Annotated in this window: 20 protein-coding genes; 14 read left to right on the forward strand and 6 right to left on the reverse strand. The window is 64.7% G+C overall.

Going from position 1 to position 21,591, the window contains the following annotated elements:
* Positions 1–9: 9 nt before the first annotated feature.
* A complete protein-coding gene (locus tag HQ312_RS12060; protein ID WP_222638719.1) occupies positions 10–1,296 on the forward strand; it encodes a primosomal protein in 1,287 nt (428 codons plus the stop codon).
* A 15-nt stretch (positions 1,297–1,311) separates the two neighbouring features.
* On the opposite strand, the gene HQ312_RS12065 is transcribed toward HQ312_RS12060, so the two are convergent.
* A complete protein-coding gene (locus HQ312_RS12065) occupies positions 1,312–1,653 on the reverse strand; it encodes a DUF2200 domain-containing protein (RefSeq protein WP_027503713.1) in 342 nt (113 codons plus the stop codon).
* A 161-nt stretch (positions 1,654–1,814) separates the two neighbouring features.
* Positions 1,815–2,807 (reverse strand): CdaR family transcriptional regulator, encoded by a 993-nt coding sequence (locus tag HQ312_RS12070; RefSeq protein WP_222638720.1) that lies wholly within the window; start codon positions 2,805–2,807, stop codon positions 1,815–1,817.
* A 354-nt stretch (positions 2,808–3,161) separates the two neighbouring features.
* On the opposite strand from HQ312_RS12070, the gene HQ312_RS12075 reads away from it, so the two are divergent.
* From HQ312_RS12075 to HQ312_RS12090, 4 genes are read left to right on the forward strand one after another with little or no spacing between them, the layout of a single operon-like run.
* On the forward strand, positions 3,162–4,217 hold the full coding sequence (locus tag HQ312_RS12075; RefSeq protein WP_222628218.1) for an NAD(P)-dependent oxidoreductase: 1,056 nt from the start codon (positions 3,162–3,164) through the stop codon (positions 4,215–4,217).
* Positions 4,217–4,972, forward strand: coding sequence for a hypothetical protein (locus HQ312_RS12080; protein WP_222628216.1), 756 nt, complete (start codon positions 4,217–4,219; stop codon positions 4,970–4,972). The genes HQ312_RS12075 and HQ312_RS12080 overlap by 1 nt, the downstream gene beginning before the upstream one ends.
* A gap of 3 nt (positions 4,973–4,975) precedes the next feature.
* Positions 4,976–5,872, forward strand: a complete 897-nt coding sequence (locus tag HQ312_RS12085) for a fumarylacetoacetate hydrolase family protein (RefSeq protein WP_222638721.1) — start codon at positions 4,976–4,978, stop codon at positions 5,870–5,872.
* Positions 5,869–7,224, forward strand: coding sequence for an MFS transporter (locus tag HQ312_RS12090; RefSeq protein WP_222638722.1), 1,356 nt, complete (start codon positions 5,869–5,871; stop codon positions 7,222–7,224). Before HQ312_RS12085 ends, HQ312_RS12090 begins: the two co-directional genes overlap by 4 nt.
* A 161-nt stretch (positions 7,225–7,385) precedes the next feature.
* Here the strand turns inward: HQ312_RS12090 and HQ312_RS12095 are convergent, their stop codons facing one another.
* A complete protein-coding gene (locus tag HQ312_RS12095) occupies positions 7,386–8,126 on the reverse strand; it encodes a GntR family transcriptional regulator (RefSeq protein WP_222628209.1) in 741 nt (246 codons plus the stop codon).
* A 244-nt stretch (positions 8,127–8,370) separates the two neighbouring features.
* On the opposite strand from HQ312_RS12095, the gene HQ312_RS12100 reads away from it, so the two are divergent.
* The 9 genes from HQ312_RS12100 (at position 8,371) to HQ312_RS12140 (ending at position 18,087) form a co-directional block, all read left to right on the forward strand.
* The gene (locus HQ312_RS12100) at positions 8,371–9,078 is read left to right on the forward strand and encodes an aspartate/glutamate racemase family protein (RefSeq protein WP_222638723.1); all 708 of its coding nucleotides are present in this window, start codon (positions 8,371–8,373) and stop codon (positions 9,076–9,078) included.
* A 123-nt stretch (positions 9,079–9,201) separates the two neighbouring features.
* Positions 9,202–10,572 carry an MFS transporter gene (locus tag HQ312_RS12105; protein WP_222628205.1) on the forward strand — a complete coding sequence of 457 codons (1,371 nt, stop codon included), beginning with the start codon at positions 9,202–9,204 and terminating at the stop codon, positions 10,570–10,572.
* A 66-nt stretch (positions 10,573–10,638) separates the two neighbouring features.
* A complete protein-coding gene (locus tag HQ312_RS12110) occupies positions 10,639–11,517 on the forward strand; it encodes an alpha/beta hydrolase (RefSeq protein ID WP_308014324.1) in 879 nt (292 codons plus the stop codon).
* Entirely contained in the window at positions 11,514–12,272 is a 759-nt protein-coding gene (locus HQ312_RS12115) for an SDR family NAD(P)-dependent oxidoreductase (protein WP_222638724.1), read from the forward strand. Before HQ312_RS12110 ends, HQ312_RS12115 begins: the two co-directional genes overlap by 4 nt.
* Positions 12,265–13,017, forward strand: a complete 753-nt coding sequence (locus HQ312_RS12120; protein WP_222638725.1) for an enoyl-CoA hydratase/isomerase family protein — start codon at positions 12,265–12,267, stop codon at positions 13,015–13,017. Before HQ312_RS12115 ends, HQ312_RS12120 begins: the two co-directional genes overlap by 8 nt.
* The gene (locus HQ312_RS12125) at positions 13,014–13,832 is read left to right on the forward strand and encodes a MaoC/PaaZ C-terminal domain-containing protein (protein WP_222638726.1); all 819 of its coding nucleotides are present in this window, start codon (positions 13,014–13,016) and stop codon (positions 13,830–13,832) included. Before HQ312_RS12120 ends, HQ312_RS12125 begins: the two co-directional genes overlap by 4 nt.
* Positions 13,829–15,196, forward strand: coding sequence for an amidase (locus tag HQ312_RS12130; protein ID WP_222638727.1), 1,368 nt, complete (start codon positions 13,829–13,831; stop codon positions 15,194–15,196). Before HQ312_RS12125 ends, HQ312_RS12130 begins: the two co-directional genes overlap by 4 nt.
* Positions 15,197–15,228: 32 nt before the next feature.
* On the forward strand, positions 15,229–16,896 hold the full coding sequence (locus HQ312_RS12135) for an acyl-CoA synthetase (RefSeq protein ID WP_222638728.1): 1,668 nt from the start codon (positions 15,229–15,231) through the stop codon (positions 16,894–16,896).
* A 48-nt stretch (positions 16,897–16,944) separates the two neighbouring features.
* Positions 16,945–18,087: an acyl-CoA dehydrogenase family protein gene (locus HQ312_RS12140; RefSeq protein WP_222628192.1), complete on the forward strand. Its 1,143-nt coding sequence runs from the start codon at positions 16,945–16,947 to the stop codon at positions 18,085–18,087.
* A gap of 59 nt (positions 18,088–18,146) precedes the next feature.
* On the opposite strand, the gene HQ312_RS12145 is transcribed toward HQ312_RS12140, so the two are convergent.
* The 3 genes from HQ312_RS12145 to HQ312_RS12155 form a co-directional block, all read right to left on the reverse strand.
* Entirely contained in the window at positions 18,147–19,217 is a 1,071-nt protein-coding gene (locus HQ312_RS12145) for an adenosine deaminase (protein WP_037184105.1), read from the reverse strand.
* Between the two features lie 108 nt (positions 19,218–19,325).
* Complete coding sequence (locus tag HQ312_RS12150; protein WP_308123880.1) at positions 19,326–20,102, reverse strand: amino acid ABC transporter ATP-binding protein; 777 nt, start codon at positions 20,100–20,102, stop codon at positions 19,326–19,328.
* Complete coding sequence (locus tag HQ312_RS12155) at positions 20,099–21,556, reverse strand: ABC transporter permease subunit (protein ID WP_222638785.1); 1,458 nt, start codon at positions 21,554–21,556, stop codon at positions 20,099–20,101. Before HQ312_RS12155 ends, HQ312_RS12150 begins: the two co-directional genes overlap by 4 nt.
* Positions 21,557–21,591: the final 35 nt, after the last annotated feature.

Genomic DNA, 21,591 nt, shown 5'->3' on the forward strand with positions numbered 1-21,591 from the left:
CTCGCGGCCATGGCTGGAGACATCGTCCCGATCGAACTCGGTGTGACTGCCGGCGACCTCGTCACCCTGTGGGCGCCCGAGTGGCGTGAGGACGGCGAGGAGTGGGAGGCCTTCCTCGGTCGCGAGGACGATCTCTACGCGTTCCCGTCGGTGGCCGAGATGGCGGCGTTCATCCGCACCGACACCGACAACGACCTCGTCGACCATCCGCAGTGGCGCACCGTCGTCGCGCTCTCCGCAGCGCACATCGAGCCGGACGACGACCACGTCTACGACCTCGTGGGCGTTCCGGAGCTCGCCGCGGGGGATCCGGACGAGGACTCCATCATCGAGCTGGCCCGCTCCCTCGAGATGGCACGCACCCTCGGCGAGGTCTGCGAACTGGATGCCGTCACTCGCTTCTTCTCTGCCAATGCGCTTCTCGGAGTGCTGTCCCGCGGTGCCGACGCCTTCGTCGGGCGTGAGGGCTCGCAGCTGTGGAACCGTATCGGTGCCGTCGTGGCGAAGGGGTGGGACGCCGTCCTCGACGCCATCGACACCGTCCTGACCACTCCCGACGTCGATGCCGAGGCGACTGCCGTGGCCGATGCGGAGATCACAGCCGCAGCCGAGAACATCGTGGACGCAGAGGATCTGGACGACGAGGACATCGACACGGACGACGACACCTCGTCGGACGACTCCGACGTAGTCGTGGTCCCTGTCGACACCGACGACGAGGACGAGGACGAGGACGAGGAGGACGAGACCTTCTGGGGCTCGGTGGGTATCGATCCGGTGCGCATCATCACCTCCGAGGACACCTACTACACACTGCGCTGCTACCTCGACGACGAGCCGCTGTTCCTGGGACGATCGGGCGCGATCCTCGTGTTCGGCAGCGAGCGCGCGCTCGCCCGCTACCTGGCCGACGATCACGACCACGACCTCACGACGGTCAGCACGTACGACGACGTGCGCACCGCGGCCGTCGACGGTTCTCTCGACGTGCAGGTGACCGACGAGAACGTGTACGTGCTGCCCGGGCTCGCCGACGACCTGGCCCGCGGACCGGAATCCGTCGACGCCGATCAGCTCGATCTCGCCGTCGAACTGTTCACCGACGCAGCCGACTACGCCAAGGACGCGTCCGTCGAGGAGGCACTGGCGCCGGCCACTCCCCTCGGCTGGCTCATCTCCTACATCCTCGAGCCGGTGGACGGACGCATGGCCCCGAGCGCTCCGTTCGACGCGGAGGCGGAGTCGTGGCGCGCCCTCGAGCGCGAGTTCGAGACCCGGTTGCGTCCGACCACCTGACGGTCGGCGCGCGGATCAGGCGCGGAGGATCTTCGCCATCGGTCGCCCCTTGGCGAGCTCGTCGACGAGCTTGTCGAGGCGACGGATGTTCTGCATCAGCGGGTCCTCCACCGACTCCACCCGCACCCCACACACCGACCCCGTGATGAGCGGCGCGTTCGGGTTCAGCTGCGCGGCCTCGAAGAAATCGAGGAACGTCGTGTCCGCCGAGAGGTGCTGCGCCAACTCGGCGTCGTCGAAGCCCGTGAGCCAGCGGACGACCTCGTCGAGCTCGTCCTTCGTCCGACCCTTGCGCTCCACCTTGGTGACGTAGTGCGGGTACACGGACGAGACGGGGGTGGTGAAGATGCGGTGCACGGGTCGGATCTTATCTGCCAAATCGACGACCGATAGTCGGTTCGCACACCCGCTTATTCTGCATCCACTGATCCTCTGAATCGGCACGGCGCGGACCGATTCGCTCGCATCGATGCCCGATCGATCCGGGTTGTCGGGCGCGAGTCGATTCTCCGGCAGTGCTATTGAGCAGAATGTGGCACACGCGGATCGCCGTCGCCACCGGCATGGTCGAACGGCGTCGCGTGTTCGAGCTCGTGGCGATGACGTGCAGCCAGGTACAACTCGACGAGGTCGTCGAACACGAGGGGGTTCCGGCCAGTCAACTCCGAGATACGTTTGGCCCGCAATGCCACGGTGTTGACGTGCACGAATAGCTGAGATGCAGCCCGTGCCTGGGACAAATTACAGTCCGCCAGCGCTGCCACGGTGTCGAGCAGTTGGGGTCGGCTGATCAACGCACCGATTCGACTGCGTACGAATTCACCGCGAGCTGGTGGATCGGCGCACAACAGCACGTCGAGCAGAACCTCCCGGTAGTGCCAGACACGCGGGCCTTCGCCACTTCCGAGCGCAACATCACGCACCTTGACTGCGTGACGGTAGGACTCGTACCCCGATCTCAACGTCGGCACCGTGCTCCCCAGGTAGACAGCCCTGCAATCCTTGGTTCCGATGAGACCGCCCATGATCATATCGAGAGATCCAGACGACGGGCCCTCGTCCGCTCGCAGGAAGAGAACGATGACACCGTCGCTCGCTCGGGAGATCACCGACCCGTTCATCGAGGAGGTGAGCGCGGTGACCGCACGCCTGCGAAAGCGTTGACTGGCAAGCGGATCCGCACTGACCGCGAGCTCGAGGACCGCACACAGGCACGGCCGTGTGGAATCGAACTCCAGGACGTCTGCCCAACGATCGATATCGTCCTGATCGACCGCCAGCCCTTTCGTCAAGGCCGTGGTCAACTCTTCCTCGGCTCTCGCACGTACCGCATCGAGCGCGGACGACGCATCTCGATAGGCATCGATCATCGAGTTGGTCAGTGCGTCGAAGCACGACAGGGCGCGCTCGATACGCTCGGTTCCGGTGGGAGCGGTTCGCGAACGTTCGACGTGGAGCAGCACCACGCGTTCCGTCGAGCGGAACGCCTGAATGACCGACTCCAGCGGCACGCCCTGCCTGGCCCTCAGCTCTCCGAGTTCCCGGGCGTGGACCAGTTCCGACGGTGCGGGATTGGTTCCGCGATCGAGACATCCCAGCACGACGACGACGTTCATCCGCACGAAGTGTTCGAGTTCCGCGTGATCGAAGACCGCACTGGTGTACCCGCGGTAGGTGTTCCAGATGAGGTTCGACGCCTCACCGGTCAGCTCCCCGACCACATCGGCGTTTTTCGTCACTGCACCATCGTACTGTGGTGATCCCACACTCCGGAGGTGGCAAACACTGGTGTATGCGGCGGTGTCACCTCGACTCGTGTGCGACCAGGCTATATGTCACAGGTCACATAACAACGAGGAGTGCAGATGAGCATCACCCGCGAGACCCCTCCCCCGTCCGTGACGTTCGACGGAGTCGACGCGATCGAGGATGCACTCGCCACGCCGTCGCCCGCTCTGATCGAGGCGATGTCGACGATCGACGGCGACATCGTCGTTCTCGGTGTCGGTGGAAAGGTGGGTCCCAGCGTCGCGGCGATGGCACAGCGCGCAGCCGATGCAGCCGGCACCGACACCAGAGTGTTCGGTGTCGCACGATTCTCCGATCCGCACAGTCGCGAGTTCCTCCAACGGAACGGCGTCGAGTGTGTTCCGGCCGACCTGACAGACGACGAGCAGCTGCAGAGGCTCCCCGACGCCGCCAACGTCATTTACATGGCAGGCCACAAGTTCGGTACGACGGGTAACGAATCGTTCACCTGGTCGATGAATTCCTATCTGCCGGGCCGTGTGGCGACGCGGTACCGAGACAGCAGGATCGTTGCGTTCTCCACACTCGTCACCTACCCGCTCGCCGATGTCACGACTGGCGGATCACGCGAGAGCGACCCGTCCGGTCCCATCGGCGAATACGCCGCCTCGTGCGTCGGACGGGAACGCATCTTCGAGCACCACTCCAAGCAATTCGGTACGCCCGTCGTCCTGTTCCGACTCGGGTACTCCATCGAGACGCGATACGGAGTGCTGCAGGAGATCGCCCAGGCGGTCAAGGACGGCGTCGAGATACCACTGGAGATGGGCCATGCCAGCGTCATCTGGCAGCGCGATGTCGCCGACTACGCCATTCGCTCACTGACACTCGCGCAGTCACCCCCGAGACGGCTCAACATCACGGGTCCGGAGATCGTCTCGATCCGATGGCTCGCGCACCGGTTCGGCGAGAAGCTCGGGCGCGAGCCCATCTTCTCGGGTCGCGAGACCGGGACCGCCTACGTCATGGATGGTTCCGCACTTCAGGCCGAGTTCGGTTTCCCCACGACCACGCTGTCCACGATGATCGACGCAGTGGCGGCCTGGGTCGCCGACAGCGGTGACACACTCGGCAAACCGACGAAGTTCCAGCAACGCCAGGGCCTTTTCTGATGACGCGACAGATCGACCACGACGTCTCACCCGTAATTCCGGGCGCACCCGAGGGCACACTGATCAACGTGATATCGGTGGACCGCGCCGACCTCGCCGAGTTCGACAGTTGGTACTCCACCGAGCATTTCCCGGAACGGCTGGCAGTGAGCGGTTTTCGGACAGCACGACGTTTCGTCGAGCATCCGGATCGTGGACGGGGGCTGGTCGAGTTTCTGTCGATCTACGAGACAGATTGCGTCGACACTCTGACGAGTTCCGAGTACCTCGCCGCATTGGACTCGCCGACACCACGCACCACGGCCGCGGTGGCACTGTTCAGAGAGAACGAGCGCACCGTCGGGCGTCTGCACTATCGACAGGGATTCGGCCGCACAGGCGAGGTCCTACTCGGACGCATCACCTGCACCCGAGACGACGTGGCCGCACTCGTTCAGGGCCTGACGCGCCTAGCAGGCACGACGATCGACAGCGGTAGCGCCGACGGAGTGACGATCTACGAAAGCGACCCGATCGCAACGTCGGCCAAGGACGACACCGCGGAGGGGCAGGCCGTCGGCGACCTTCGCGAGGCATCGGAAGTCGAGTCCACCGTCGCGCTGTTCGTGATCGTGGAACGCCACGGATCACTCGCCCCGGCACCCGTCGGCACCTTCATCGACGCCGTGTCGGCACTGGGTCCACCCGTCCGGTGGTCGACCTACCGACTCGTGAGCGCTCAACAGGCCACGTCCAGTCCCGGAAAGGACAGCTGAACCATGCGTATTGCCAACCACGACGACCGCTTGACACTGCTGGCAGGCGACACGGCCATCGATGTCTCGACTGCGAGCGACGGCCTCTTCGATCACCGGATCGAGCACATCTACGACCGGTGGGACGAATTCATCACCTGGTGTCGGCATCACGCCCCGCGCGCCCAGTCGGCCGACGCCGCCGGTCCGGGGGTAGCCGCTGTCGGCGCTGTCAGTCCACGACCGCGTCAGATCTTCGGGGTGGGTCTGAACTACGTCGACCACGCCGCCGAGGCCGGATCGCCTCTACCCACGGTCCCTTTGCTCTTCACCAAATTCCCTTCTGCAATAGCCGGCCCCAACACCACCATCACGCTCACCGGCCCCAGCGTCGACTGGGAAGTGGAACTGGTCGTCGTCGTCGGCCGCCGCTGCGAGAAGGTGAACCGCGCCGATGCTTGGAGTCATGTCGCAGGGTTGACCGTCGGACAGGACATTTCCGATCGCGACGTACAGCTGCAGGGGGCCAACTCGCAGTACAGCTTCGGGAAGTCCTTCGAGAACTTCGCCCCGATCGGGCCGGTACTCGTCACACCAGACGAATTCGACGACCCGGACTCACTCGCACTTCGGTGCTCAGTCAACGGCGAGATCATGCAGGACGGCACCTCGTCGAACCTGGTGTTCCCTGTCTCGGAACTCATCGAGTACATCTCAGCTCGCGTCACCCTCTTCCCCGGGGACCTCATCTTCACAGGTACTCCAGCAGGCGTCGGTCTCGGCCGCTCCCCCCGACGGTATCTACGCGCCGGTGACGTCATCGTCAGCACCATCGAAGGTATCGGTGGGATGACCAACAAGATGACTGATCTGGAGTCCGCCTCGCCCGAGTCACGTCACCAGGCGGCGGGTGCACGATGAGCGCGCACCACGTATCCGGCGCCGCACCCGCCGCCACGCGCCTCAACGCCGAAAATGCCTACACACCCAGGGAACGCAAGACCGTCCTGACCTTCGCCATCGTCGGTGCCCTGATCGAGAGCATGGAGCTCAATCTCCTCAGCTACCCCCTGCGAGACCTGTCCGACTCGTTCGACGTGTCGACCCAAGCAGTGGTCACGGTGATCACCCTGCAGAGCATCGCGTCGATTGCCGGTGGCTTCATCTTCGGGTGGACGGCCGACAAATGGGGGCGGCGTCCCACGTACGTCGCTTTCACCACCATCTACGGAACGCTCGCCATCCTCGGTGCTTTCCTGACCAACTTCGAATTGTTCACCATCACCCGAGTCGTCGCCGGTATCGCGATGGGAGGTGCTTTCGGTGTCATCTTCGCGATGTTCACCGAGACCTGGAAGACGAAGAACCGTGGCCTGATGGGCAGTGTCCTTCAAGGCATGTTCATCTGCGGCACACTCATCACACAGGCAATCCTGTTCGCCACCATCACCTCGTTCGGGTCGAACACTGGATGGCGTACAGGTTTCGTCGTCATCGGCGCGATGAGTGTCGGCATCGGTGTGGTCGCGTTTCGCTCGCTGCCAGAGTCCAAACTATGGCGTGCTGCGCGCGATGCCGACACGGCGACCAGTCGACAGGGACTCGGCGAGGACGGATCGGACGAGCGGCCTTCCGCACCCGCGCCCCCGCCCACCGAACACAGGACGCGCGTGGTTCTGGGCGGGTTGTTCCTCACACTGGCGACAACGGGAATCTTCGCGGCGAGCTACTGCTACATCACCTTCGGTCCCACCTATCTCCGTGAATACGCCGGCCTGTCTCTCGGATGGTCGACCATTGTTCTGTCGATCGGGACGCTGCTCGGTATTGCGTCCTACATCATCTTCGGCGCACTCTCCGATCGGATCGGTCGACGAGGCTCGACCTTCTGGTCCTGTGCTGTGGGCGTTCTCGGGTTCGGGCTGTTCCTGACGATCGGATCCGACACGGAAACCGTTCAGGGAACAGGTGACACGTGGTCTGTAGCGACCGCTGCCCTCGCGGGCGCGGCAATCGGGTACGCGGGATTCGGGGTCATCGGTACCTGGATTTCCGAGTTCTATCCAACCCGTTATCGAGCGCTTGGTTCAGGCGCCACATACTACGTCGCTCGAGGCGTGGGATCCGGCCTCTTCCCTCTGTTCGCACTCATGGCAGCGGACGGGAACGTGCACCGCGCAATGGGATTCGGAGTCATCGGCGCCATCGTGGGCATGATCGGGTGCCTGTTCGTTCCTGACACGAGAGACAAGGTCATCACCACCGGCTCATAGATCTACTCGATACCCCCGGACCCACCTCAGGCGTTCGGGGGTATCTTGTGGCAGACCCGGCCGACACAGACTCATTCGTCATCGACACGACATCGTTGGTCTCGAACGCTCCCGGATCTGCAAGCAACGGGCCGCCGTTTGATCGAGAGGCCAGCGATCGATCATGTCGCTTCAGAATTGGGTGGTACCACCAACCCCGAAACGGCAGTTCGATGCAGAGTCGCAATATGCACGTCCATGGCGCGCTTGGCCGACGACGGATTCCCCGCCACCACCGCGTCGAGAATCTCTCGGTGCTCGACGACGATCAAGTGAGGATCGGGCGGCATGACGCCGATACTCTGCAGCCGAAGCAAGTCATCGAAGATGGCGCGCACTGACTCGGCCAAACGATGGCTGTCTGCGATGTTGGCAATCTTTTCGTGATACTGACGGCACAGTCCGTCGAACTCCAGCGTGTACGTCACCCCGGCAACCTCATCCGACTGCCTCAACAGTTCGAGCAACTCAGCATGGTTTTCATCTGTTGCCCTCGCGGCCGCTCTCTCGGCAGTTGCGGTTTCGATGACTGATCGCATGACATAGATATCGCGAATATCGTCGATCGACAGCGCGCGCACCATGAAACCCTGATTCGGCACCACAGTGACAAGTTTCGATTGTTGCAGAGACAACAAAGCCTCCCGGACGGGAGTGCGAGAAACACCGAGTTGCTCTGCGACCGGAGCAATCTGAATCATCGTCCCGGGTTTGATGGTCCCCGTGATGATGTGCTGCCGCAGGTGGTCACGCACCCGGTCGGACAAGCCACCACGGCGGCCGGGCCCTGCCCGACGACCATCGACCCACTCGTCGGAGGACGGCACCGCGGCCGGTGGGGGCACGCGATCAGCCTCAGACATAGTTGCGACGATATCTCATGCAGATCGGCGGTTGTCTGCGTCGGAAGCGCCACGGCGGTTGGATCGCCCCGGCCACAAGCCCCTAGACCGCTGCCGTTCCCGCCGAACCATCAATGTCGCGCGACCTCTTGACTCCAACCGTGACGTCCGCAAGACTGAGTAATATGTTACCTGCATTTCACTGACCGGGACCTGCGTGCTGGGCCCACCGGCCTACCGATGTCCCCGTACCGAACGGACCCACATGCCGCACGATCTGCTCGACTCACCCGCCCGTCCCAGGGTCGGACTGCTCATCCCGTCCTCGAACACAGTCATGGAGCGCGATCTTCGCCGCGATCTGCACGATGTCGCCGACGTGTATTCGGCACGCATGTTTCTCACCGAAGCGACGAATGCCGCGGAGTCCAGAATGTTGGATGACCACTTACCGCAAGCAGTCGCCGACTTGGCCACGCTCTACCCGCAGATGACGGTGTTCGGATGCACCAGCGCCGGTGCCCTTCGCGGTACCGACTACGACTCCGCGTTGTGCGCGCGAATCTCCCACATCACAGATTGCCCCACCGTCAGCACGATCGCTTCAGTGAGCCTCGCCCTTCGGAAAGCGACGGCAGAACGTGTTGCCGTGCTGACGCCGTACATCGACGAGGTCAACGAGAAGCTCGAGGCCAGCCTCACCAGCGACGGCATTCCGGTTGCCGGTATCGCGGGGCTGGGCATCAGTGACAATTTCCTTCTCGCCGGACCGACGCCCAGCATCATTGCCGAGCACGCACTGCGATTGATCACCGAAGCGGAGGCGGACCATCTGTTCATCTCCTGCACCAACTTTCGAGCCGTCGAGGCACTGGATCTCATCCGAAGAGCTACGGACGTCCCCGTTGTGACCAGTAACTCGGCCGTTGCGGCGGCGATCAGGACCCGCCTGGCCACCACAACAGCGGTCTGAAGCATCTCCCATCTCACTCCACCTCTGCGGCCAGAGGTGTGCCACTTGCCCCTTTGCGGCGCACGCCGACCACGCGCCTCTCCAGGCACCCCCGTCGCCCCCCACATCCACAGCGGAGACTCGATGACAACCAATTCGTACAACGACCAGGCCGACGGCCGACCCGTTCAGAACCCCGCGGCACCCCCCTCGACTCGCACGTCGTCCGACTCGATACGAAAGACCACCATCGCCTCGATGTCGGGAACCGTCATCGAATGGTTCGAATTCAACCTGTTCGGGGCCATGGCGGCACTGGTTCTCGGTCCCTTGTTCTTCCCATCGGACAACGAGTTGACCAGTCTCCTGCTGTCGTTCGCCACGTTCGGCGTCGCTTTCATCGCACGCCCGATCGGCGGCATTCTGTTCGGCCATTTCGGGGACAAGTACGGGCGCAAACGTACTTTGGTCGCAGCACTACTGCTGATGGGTATTCCGACTTTCGCGATCGGGTTACTGCCCACCTACGCGACTGTGGGAATCCTGGCGCCCATACTGCTGGTACTCGCACGCATCATGCAGGGCCTCGCACTCGGCGGCGAATACGCCGGAGCCGCCTTGATGGTCGTCGAACATCGCGACGCTACGAACAGGCGGGGTTTCTTCGGGGCCTGGATCGGCAGCGCGTCCCCTATCGGTTACATTCTGGCCGCCAGTTTGATCGCAGGGGTGTCGGCCGGCATGTCGGAAGATGCGTTCAACTCCTGGGGATGGCGCATCCCGTTCCTGCTCAGCGCTGTCATGGTTCTCGTCGCGCTGTACATCCGGTTACAGATCGAAGAATCGAGCGCCTTCGAAAAGCTTGCGACGCAACGGCCCGAGACAGTAGAACCGACCCGCATTCCATTCATGATCCTCGTCCGGGAATATCCCCGCCAGGTGTTCGCATCGATCGGTGCCAATCTCGCGATTCAGAGCGGCTACTACCTGGCCGTCATCTTCGGGCTGTCCTATGCCAGGAATCAAGCCGGCTTCTCCTCCACCCGGAGTTTGATCCTCGTTCTTGTCGCGGCAGTGTTCTACTTTTTCTCCATTCTTGCGGCGGGGCGGTGGTCGGACCGCGTCGGGCGACGGGTTCCGATGACGATCGGAGCAATCGGGTTCGCCGGCTGGGGATTTGCCATTTTCCCGCTGATCGACACCGGTAGCTCACTCCTCGCAGGGCTGGCTTTCACCGTCGCACTCGTGCTTCAGGGCTTGATCTATGGCCCGGTCAGCGCGTGGATGTCCGAGCTGTTCGGTACCGAAGTGCGCTACACCGGGGTCTCGTTCGGATACTCGATCGCCGCCGTGATCGGCGGCGGGATCACACCGGTTCTGTCCATCTGGCTATTGGACAAGTTCGACACCACCGTCCCGATCTCCGCGGCCGTCGCCGCAGCCTGCGCTGTCACCGTGGTGGCGCTGGCAGTGACCAAACTGCGCGTGGCGCACACGGATTCCGCTATCACGTAGCGGACCGCTACTGCACTGATCAGCCATACCCCCTCCCCTCACGGGCATCGACCAACGGAGACACACGTGCATCGCAGCTATCACACGACACCCGACCTGACCGTCTCCTACCTCCGTCATGGGAATCCGGGAGGTGAGACAATCGTTTTCCTGCACGGCATGGCAGAGACCTCCGAAAGCTGCTGGGCCCAGCAATTGTCAGATCTCGACCGGTTCGACTGTTATGCCGTGGACCTGCGCGGACACGGACAATCCACCGTCGGGGCGGCCGACGGAACTCTCGAGCAACTCGGCCGCGATCTCATGGCATTCATGTCATCGATCAGCGGGCCGGCAGTGGTCGTCGGTTTCTCCATGGGCGCCACCATCGCACTCTGGGTCGCCGCGCAACCGGATCACCTCATCTCCCATGTCGTCGCGATCGGTGGGTCGTCCGTCATTTCACGTCGCACCGCGCAATTCTTCGAAGACAAAGCGCGAACCGTGAGCAACCGCGAGCTCGATACCCTCCACAGCGACATCCTGACCGAAGTCAGCGACATGTTCGCCGCACATCCCGAGCGCGCGTCAGGGTACGGTCACCGGCGCATCGCCGCGATCGGCGAAGGCGACGGATACGCCAACGCAGCACTGGCCATGGCTCGTCTTCGCGACGCCCCGTTGCAACCACTCCTGGGGCAAGTCACCTGCCCCACCGACATCGTCGGCGGTGAACACGACGCATGGTGCCCCCGCAAGGCCGGTGACATCATCATCGAAGGGTTGACCCACGGTCACGCCCGATACACCGAGATCGCGGGCGTCGGCCACCTGATGTCCGTCGACGATCCGCGCGCGGTCTCGAGCACGATCGAGGCACTGATCACCGGACCACCCCCCGCCGCGACGACGACCACCACCACCACCACCACCACTTCCCCCACCCGGTCGGGAGTGTCCTCATGAACGACACCCGTGTCGCGCTGGTGACAGCCGCAGCTGGTGCGGGCATCGGCCGGGCCGTGGCCCACCGCCTGGCGAGCGACGGCTTCACCGTCGTCGTCACCGATACCCACGAACGCCGCGCCGCGGAACTGGCCGGCGAACTGGCCGAACTTCATCACCGTCCCATGTCGCATCACCGTCTGGACGTCACCGACACCGACGCCATCGACGCCGTCGTCACCGATACTCTCGACCGCTTCGGACACATCGATGTCCTGATCAACAACGCCGGTTTCAGCGTCAGCTCGCCGATCGTCGATCTCGACATCGACGCTTGGCGGAAGTGCATCGACATCGACCTGAACGGAACCTTCTACTGCACCAGAAGCGTGCTGCCGTCGATGGTCGAACGCGGCACCGGAGCCATCGTCAACCTCAGCTCGACCGCCGCCTGGGAATCCATTCCCGATCACGGTTCGGCCTACTCCGCAGCGAAGGCGGGAGTACTGGCCCTGACACGCGTCGCCGCCTCGGAAGTGGGCAGACACGGGATTCGCGTCAACGCCGTCGCACCGGGACTGATCTACAACGACTTCCTTCGACGGATCTACCCTGACGACTTCTTCGCCGGGTTCGCCGAACGGCGCACCTTCCTCGGCCGACTGGGCACACCCGACGACGTGGCCAACGTCATCTCATTCCTCGCCAGCGACCAAGCCGCCTACGTCACCGGCGAAGTCTACGGAGTCAGTGGCGGGACGGCCCCGCATGCGTGACCGCACAGGCGCAGTGCTCGTCGAAGAACGCACGCCCGGGGAGATCCACGTGACGATCGACCGGCACGAACAACGCAACGCGCTGTCCACGCCCATTCTCGAAGCGCTCCTCGACGGTGTCCGCTGTGCGGAACGGCGGCGCACGCGAATCATTGTCATCAGCGCTGTGGGGGAACACTTCTCGGCCGGCGCGGATCTCGACGAGATCACAGGGTGCAAAGACGACCGCGCATGGTTCGACGCGATGTCGAACCTGACTGCAGCGCTGACGCAGTCCTCGGCGATCACCGTCGCGTCCATCACCGGCGCGTGCATCGGAGCAGGACTGGAACTGGCCGTGGGCTGCGACATCCGTGTGGCAAGCCACGACGCATTCTTCGCCATGCCGTCCGTGCGGATGGGTCTGGTGTACGACCCCACCGCCGTGACCAGAATCCGTGCCCTCGTCGGACCGACCGCCGCACAGCGACTCCTGGTCCTCGGAGAACGGATGTCCGCCTCCGACGCACACGGTCACGGCCTCATCACGTCGCTGACAGCCGACGCGAATGCCGACACCAGCCATCTGATCTCGCAACTCGACACCTCCATCGACGCCGCTCGCGAGACCCTGAGGCTGATCAACGCGGCGGAGCCGACAGCACCCCGATGGCGCGACATTCATCACCGCTCGTTGGACACCCCCGAACGTGCTGCGGCCGTCGTGCGCGCACGTCGCAGAACATCCGACAAGAGTGCGCGATGAGAGTTCAGGACCTACCCGGTCGCGAGCTGGGACAATGTACCCGCAGTTACACAGAATACGACGCGGCGCTCTACGCACTGGCCGTCGGCGCCGGCGCCGACCGACTCGACCTGGTCTACGAACGAGACCTGTCACCCCTCCCCACTTTCGCTGCAGCCCTGGGACTGTGGGCCACCGAAGCCGTCGCTTCCGAATGCGGGTACGCCCCTACATCGGTACTGCATATCGGACAGACCCTCCACCTCCACATGCCTCTCGAACCCGCAGCCACCGTGGAGATGACGGCCCACGTGACCGATGTCCACGACAAAGGACACGCAGCTCTGATCGACATCCGCGTCTCGAGTTTCCACTTCGACTCGGGATATCTGATGTACGTGCGCGGCGAAGGCGGCTGGGGTGGCGCGCGGGGACCGTCCGCACGCCCAGACACAGACCGACCGAGACCTCCGGAAGTGGCTCGGGTCGACATCGATTCCCGAGCTGCCGCCCTGTACCGACTCACCGGTGATCTACAGCCCGTTCACATCGACCCTGTCGCCGCGGTGGCGGCAGGAATGTCAGGCCCGATCGTGCACGGATTGTGCACGCTGGGCACGATCGTGCGCGCCACCGCGGAGGCATTCGGTCATGCTGCCGTCGATGTCACCGATGTCGACATGAGGCTTCTCGCTCCGGTATACCCCTCGACCACAGTGGTTCTCAGCGCCGAGGAACGGACCCCGGGAGTCATCGATGTCGTCGCGAGCGTCGCGGACACCGCGGTGGCATCGGGACGAATGACCGTCGGCGCAGCACACGGACCACTGTCATGACCACCCCTCCCCTCCACGAACTGGACGCCACCGACCAGGCCCGCCATATTCGTGACGGAAGTGTCCTCCCCAGCGCCGCAGTCGATGCTGCGTTCGCCCGCATCGACCACCTGGACGAGGAACTGAACGCCGTCGTCACCACCCGCCGGGGTCCCGCCTACGACGAACTCGACCAACTGCCGAGAAACGCATCGTTTCGGGGTGTGCCCACACTGATCAAGGATCTCGGATGCCCGATCGCGGGAGAACCGGTCGGAAACGGCAACCGGCTGTTACACGACCAACGCTTCCTCGCCCCCCACGACAGCCACATCGTGAGCGGTCTGCGATCGGCCGGTTTCGTGGTGGTGGGCCGAACGAACACCGCAGAATTCGGCAGCACCATCACCACCGAACCACGAGTGACGGGAACGACCCGCAACCCGAACGGATCAGGACTGTCTGCGGGTGGCTCGTCCGGCGGCTCGGCTGCGGCAGTCGCCGCCGGCTACGTTCCGGTGGCGCACGGGACCGACGCATCAGGATCCATCCGGATACCGGCGGCAGCGTGCGGTGTGATCGGGTACAAACCCACCACCGGGCTGCTTCCCATGGACGAACTGGACCACGGAGGATGGCACGGGCTCTCCACCCACGGATTCATGGCACGCAGTGTTCGAGACATCTCCGCGGTGCTCGAAACGTTGACCCCCCGATCCGGGCCATCTAGCACTGTCGGCTCCGTCCACGTGCAGATCTTCCACGCCGAACAGGAACAGGACTCCCCCGACAACGAAACCGCACTGCGGTTCGCCGAGCAGCTGCTACGCGATCTCGGCCACTCGACGAGTCGTGCTGTGCCGCAACCGATGCGTGATCATCACGCGTTCCACCGCGCCTTCGTGAACATGGTCGCCCTCGGTCTCACCGACGAACTCGCGGCCTGGGAGAAGCGACTGGACAGGCACTTCTCGGACACCGATCTCGAACCGGGAACACGCGCACTCGCCCGAATCGGTGACTCCCTCGACCGTGCGGGGCGCACCGACACACTGTCGTGGGCAGACGACACCAGAACTGCGTGGGAGCAATGGTGGAACGACGGGCCCGACCTCTTGCTCACTCCTGTCCTCGCCGGCGCTCCACCGCCGCACGGCTGGTTCACTCACCCCCGCGACGGCGGCCGACGAGTGCGCACCGCCATGCGTTACACACCCTATTTCAATGTGTCCGGCGACCCCGCCATCACATTGCCGTTGCACCGCACCATGAACGGGGCCCCGATCGGAATCCAACTGATCGCCCCACGAGGACGCGACACCGTGCTGCTCTCCGTCGCCGCGGCCGTCATGGCGGCCGCCGCCCACGTCGTCGCCGACCGCTGATCAAAATGACGTTCACATCAGAAAGGACCACCGTGACCACCACGACACTTCACGATCTCGCCGCAGAGCGGGACATGCCCAACCACGAGGTGTGGGCCGCAGCCGAGCGACACCTGACGCGCCCTCTCGCCGAGGGCCTCAACACCGTCACCGAAGTATGTGACCGTTGGGCCGCCACAGACCCGACCCGCATCGCCTTCATCGTGCGCGACAGCGCCGACACACCCGGACGCCGGTGGACCTTCGCGGACCTCGCCCGGGTATCCGCGCAACTGGCCTCCGCGCTGAAGACCCTCGGTGTCAGTCGTGGAGACCGAGTCGCCGCGATCCTCCCGCAGGGCATCGAAGCTCACCTCACCGCGCTCGCGACGTGGCGTCTGGGCGCAGTTTTCGTCCCCGTCTACCCCGGATTCGGCGCTGCCGGTCTCGCCCAACGAATCGGACACTCGACACCATCGGTCATCGTCACCGACGGTCAATCCCATCCGGCGCTCCTCGACGCGATCGGATCGTCCGGCTCCTCGACACACGTGCTCGTCGTCGGCGACTCCGAGCAGGAGCGGACCGACGACCTCGACTACTGGACCGACGACGACTTCTGGACCCTGGTCCGACGCCACCTCCCGTTACCGACGGTCGTCGCCACCGCCGCCTCCGACACCGCGACCCTGCTCTACACCAGCGGCACCACCGGCATCCCGAAGGGCTGCCAACTCCCGCACTCGTACCTGGTGACGATGCAGCCCTTCACCCGGCACACCTACGCTCTTCGCGACGGCGACGTGTTCGCGTCCACCTCGAGCCCCGGTTGGGTGAACGGGCTGTACTCGGCCGGGTTCTGTGTCAGCGCACAGGGCATACCCCGCGTCATCCACACCGGCAGATTCGACGCAGTGGACTGGATTCGCATTCTCGATCAAGAACGAGTGACCTACTTCGCCAGCGCGCCCAGCGCAATGCGTCAAATAATCCCTGCCTTCCACACGGAGGGCTTTCCTTCTCGACTTCGCGGCGCAGCTTGCGCCGGCGAACACCAAGGCGCCGAACTCGGCCGGCAATGGTCGAGATTCTGCTCGGCACCGCTGCAGGAGACCTACGGCACCACCGAGATCGGGTTGGTCATGGCAACCCCCGGCTACGACGGCAACCCACCCGAACCGGGCTCGCTGCCGCCCGCGGTGCCCGGTTTCGAGGTGACCCTCCTCGATTCCACCGGAGCCCTTACCGACGCGGACACCGGCATCATCGGTATCCGCACCGACGGCGGACCAGCGGGATGCACCGGGTACCTCGATGCCCCCCTCAAATGGGCCGAACGCTGGACCGACGACTGGTACATCACCGGTGACCTCGCACGCCGAGACGACGACGGCCGACTGTCGTTCCTCGGGCGCGACGACGACCTCATCGTCACTTCCGGATACAACGTCGGTCCCGCAGAAGTGGAGAACATCCTCTCCCGCCACCCTCTCGTTCTCGACGTGGCGGTGTTGGCGCAACCGGACAAGCAGCGCGGATCGGTCGTGCGGGCCGTCGTCGTCGCGGCGCCCGACAGCGACCAGAAGCAACTCACTGCCGACTTGAAAGCCCTCGCCCGAGAGCAGCTCGGGCGCCACGCCTACCCGCGCATCGTCGATTTCGTCGATGCCCTGCCACGGAACGCCGCAGGGAAGATGCAACGCCGACTACTGCGTTCGTGACCCCGGCGTTCACCCACACCGCACACCAGAACTGTCCAGGAGAACAACATGTACTTCACTCGAGACCAGCTCGACTTCGCCGCGTCCGTCGCCGACTTCTGCACAGCGGAAGTCGGGACGCGCGAGAAGCGTAACGGCTACTCCGACAACGGCACTGTCATCCACAGCAGAAAACTCTTCGCCAAGATGGCACGGCTGGGCTGGGCCGGAATAGCCATCCCCGAAGAGTACGGCGGGTCCGGCGGCGGACTGGTGGAACAGTGCTTGTTCTTCGAAGAGACAAGTCGCGCCCTAGCACCTGTTGCCGCGGCCGCGAGCACTCAGCTCGTCGCTCAAACCATCCTGAAGTACGCCAGCGAAGAACAGAAGCAGCAACGCATCCCCATGCTGGTGGACGGCGCATCGATGTCGCTCAGCCTATCCGAACCCGAAGCCGGTTCCGACGCCGCCAACGTCGCCTGTAAGGCGGTACGCGACGGTGACAATTTCGTGATCAACGGGCAAAAGACCTGGGCCTCCTACGCACATCTCGTCGACCGCATCCTTCTCGTCGTGAGGACCAGCCGCGACGCTGACGCCAAACACAAAGGCCTGACGATGTTGGACGTCGACCCCACAACAGAAGGAATGACTGTCCACGAGATTCCGACCATGGGGTCGCGTGAGGTCAACGACATCTACCTGACCGACGTGTCGGTACCCGCATCAGCGGTGGTGGGCATCGAGGGTGGAGCATGGCGCCAAGTCATGTCGGGTCTCAACAGCGACCGCCTGATCATTGCAGCCCAAGCGGTCGGCAACGCCCGTCGAGCACTGCAGGACGCGACGGAGTTTCTCGGCCAACGCCGCCAGTTCGGAAGCACGCTGTCCTCGATGCAAGCACTGCGGCACCAGATCGCCGATCTGGCCACCGAGGTGGAAGCCGCCCGAGCCCTGACGTTCCTCGCCGCGCATCGCGTTCAAGAGCGCGTCGGAAACGACAAGGAATTGACCCGACTGACCTCGATGGCCAAATTGAAAGCTACCGAGACTGCGCGGAAAGTGGCGCTGGACGGCATCCAACTGCTCGGAGGATACGGCTTCACCAAGGAATTCGACATGGAGCACATCGCCCGCCACACCATCGCTGCGGCGATATACGGAGGGACCAGTCAGATCCAGCGCGAGATAGTCGCGCGGACGCTGATGTGACAGGCACGGGCCGGCAAACGACGCGCTCAGGCTTTGGACTCGGGGTCACCGAACGACCCCTACCCCAACAACACCCGGTACCCCGGCTTCACGACGTCGTCGATCAGCGCCAACCTCTGGTCGAAGGGGAGGAAGGACGATTTGAGCGCATTGATCGTGAACCGCTCGAGGTCCGACCAGCCGTAGCCGAAGGCAGTGGCGAGGCGGTACATCTCCTTGCTCATCGAGGTGTCGCTCATCAAACGGTTGTCCGTGTTCACGGTGACGCGGAACCGTAAGCGGGCCAGAATGTCGAAGGGGTGCTCCTCGATGCTGGCCACGGCGCCCGTCTGGACGTTGGAGCTGGGGCACAGTTCCAACGGAATGCGCTTGTCTCGCACGTAGTTCGCGAGCTGGCCGAGTTCGCGGGCGCCGTCGGCGTTCGTGGTGATGTCGTCGACGATGCGCACACCGTGGCCCAACCGGTCCGTGCCACAGAACGCGATCGCTTCGTGGATGGAAGGCAGGCCGAACGCCTCGCCGGCGTGAATGGTGAAGTGCGCGTTGTTCGCCCGCATGTACTCGAACGCGTCGAGGTGCCGGCTCGGGGGGAAGCCCGCTTCCTTGCCGGCGATGTCGAAGCCCGCGACACCCTGGTCGCGGTACCGGACCGCCAGTTCGGCGATCTCGCGGGAACGGGCGGCATGCCGCATCGCGGTGAGGAGGCATCCGATGACGATGGGTCGACCGGCCGCACGGGCGGCGCTCTCGCCCTGGCGGAACCCTTCCAGGGTGTGCTCGACCACCTCGTCCAGTGTCAGCCCCTTCTCCAGGTGCTGCTCGGGCGCGTAGCGCACCTCGGCGTAGACGACACCGTCGGCGGCCAGGTCCTCGGCGCACTCGCGCGCCACGCGCTGCAGGCCCTCGGCCGTCTGCATGACGGCGACGGTGTGCGCGAACGTCTCGAGATACAGCTCCAGGGAGCCGCTGTCGGCGGCGTCGCGGAACCACCGGCCGAGACTCTCCGCGTCCGACGCGGGAAGCCCGTCGTACCCGCACTCGCTCGCCAGTTCCAGCACGGTCGACGGCCGGAGCCCGCCGTCGAGATGGTCGTGCAACAACGCCTTCGGCGCGCGGGCGATGTTCTGCATGTCCAGGGGTGCCGGACCGCTCAGTCGTGCCGCGCTGTCCGGAGCAACCGTCAGATCGTCATCCATGTCCCGACTGTAGTGTTCGCGGCCGCGCCTCGCGCCCCTCGCCTACAGCGGGTCGAGGATGCGTTTGAGGAACTGTTGCGTCCTCTCCTGCGCCGGGTGCGTCAGCACATCGGTGGGGGTGCCTCTCTCGACCACGACTCCCCCGTCGACGAACAGCACCTGGTCGGCCACCTGCTGCGCGAACCGGATCTCGTGAGTGACCACGACCATGGTCCAGCCCTCGCTCGCGAGGTTCTTCATGACCGACAGCACCTCGCCGACGAGCTCGGGATCGAGGGCCGAGGTGGGCTCGTCGAACAGCATGAGCTCGGGCGCCAGGGCGAGTGCACGGGCGATCCCGACGCGTTGCTGCTGGCCACCCGACAGCTGGAACGGGTACTGGTCCTCCTTGCCGGTGAGACCGACCTGCGCGAGCAGTTCCCTGCCCGCCGCCTCGGCCTCCGCCCGCGGGTGCTTCTGCACGATCACGGGACCCTCGACGACGTTCTGCAGCACCGTCTTGTGCGGGAACAGGTTGTGGCTCTGGAACACCATGCCGCTCTGTGCACGCAGCGCTGCCGTCGCCGATCGGACGCGGCCACGCGGAGCCGACGCCAGCTCACCGAAGTCCGCGGCCACGTCGCCGATGCGCACGGTGCCGGAGTCCACCGGGTCGAGCGCGTTCAGCCCGCGCAGCAGCGTGGTCTTGCCGGAGCCCGACGGACCCACGACGACGGTGACCGTGCCGCGGTCGGCGGTGAAGTCCACTCCCTGCAGAACGTGGTTGTCGCCGAACGACTTCCGCAGTCCCGTCGCCTCGATCAAGGGCTTCTCGGTCATCGCGCCACGTACCTGTCCAGTCGGGTCTCGAGTCTGCCCTGCACGGAGGACAGGACGATGCAGATGATCCAGTAGTACACCGCGGCCACCGAGTAGAGCGCGAAGAAGTCGAAGGTGGGGGCCGCCGCGAGCTGCGCCACTCGGAGCAGCTCGGTGACCAGGATCGTGGACGCCAGCGATGTGTCCTTCACCAACGAGATCAACGTGTTGGACAACGGCGGCACCGCGGTGCGCAGCGCCTGCGGCAGGACGATGCGCTGCAGCGTGGTGCGGTACCCCATGCCGATTGTCTCGGCCGCCTCCCACTGGCCCTTGGGCACGCCGAGAATGGCCGCCCGCACGATCTCGGCCGCGTACCCACCGACATTGATGCTGAACGCCACCACCGCCGCCGGGAACGGCGAGATGACCACCCCGAACTGCGGCAACGCGTAGAACACGATGAACAGCTGCAGCAGCAACGGAGTGCCGCGGACGATCGAGACATAGAAGCGCGCGAGCAGCGACAGGGGTCGGATCGAGGAAATCCGGGCCAGTGCCACGGCCAGCGCGATCGCGAGACCGATGACGAAGCTGATCGCGGTGAGCGGCAACGTCGTGGTGACGGTTGCCTTCAGCATCGGCGCCAGGTTGCGGGTGATCAGTTCCTGAGTCGACTCGGTGGCCCCGGCCTCGGCGGTGGGGGCGGTGGCCGCGGCGGTCTGCGGATCCGGCACCGCGACGTCGGACCCGAAGTAGCGCTCCGAGGCCGCCGCCAGCGTGCCGTCGTCCTGCAGCTCCTCCAGCGCGGTGTTCACCTGCTCCATCAGGCCGCTGTCCTTGCGGGCGGCGAAGGCCTGCAAACTGGTGTCCCCGGTCTGGGCGGCGACGGCGACACCCGTGTCCCCGGTCTGCGCGAAGTACTCGGCGATGGCGAGCGAGTCGTTGACGGTGGCGTCGACACGGCCGTCCTTGACCAGCGTCACCGCCTGGACGAATCCCTCGACGGCCTGCACCTGAGCGCCTGCGTCGGTGGCCACCTCGGCCCAGTTGCTCGTCGACGACTGCGCCGTGGTCCGGCCGGCCAGATCCGCCAGCGAGGTGATCGACGTGTCCCCGGCCCGCGCGACGATCTCGCCCTCGGAGACGGTGTACGGCCGCGAGAGGTCGTACTTGGCCTGCCGTTCGTCGTTGACGGTCACTTGGTTTGCGATGAGGTCGAACCGGCCGGACTCGAGACCGGCGAAGATCGAGTCGAACGGCGTCTGGACGAACTCGACGCGTACGCCGAGTTTCTCCCCGACCGCGCGGACGACGTCGATGTCGTACCCCGTCAGGTCACCGTCGGACCCCTGGAAACTGAAGGGGCTGTACGTGCCCTCCGTGCCGACCACGAGCACACCGTTGTCGGTGACCGTGTCGATCAACGGCTCGTCCGAGGACGACCCGCACGCGCCCAGCAGGATCGCGAGCATCACCCCCACCAGCGTGACGAGGAACCACCGAGCGC

Origin of the sequence: Rhodococcus sp. BP-316 (genome assembly GCF_019836105.1) — a bacterium.
Lineage (GTDB): Bacteria > Actinomycetota > Actinomycetes > Mycobacteriales > Mycobacteriaceae > Rhodococcoides.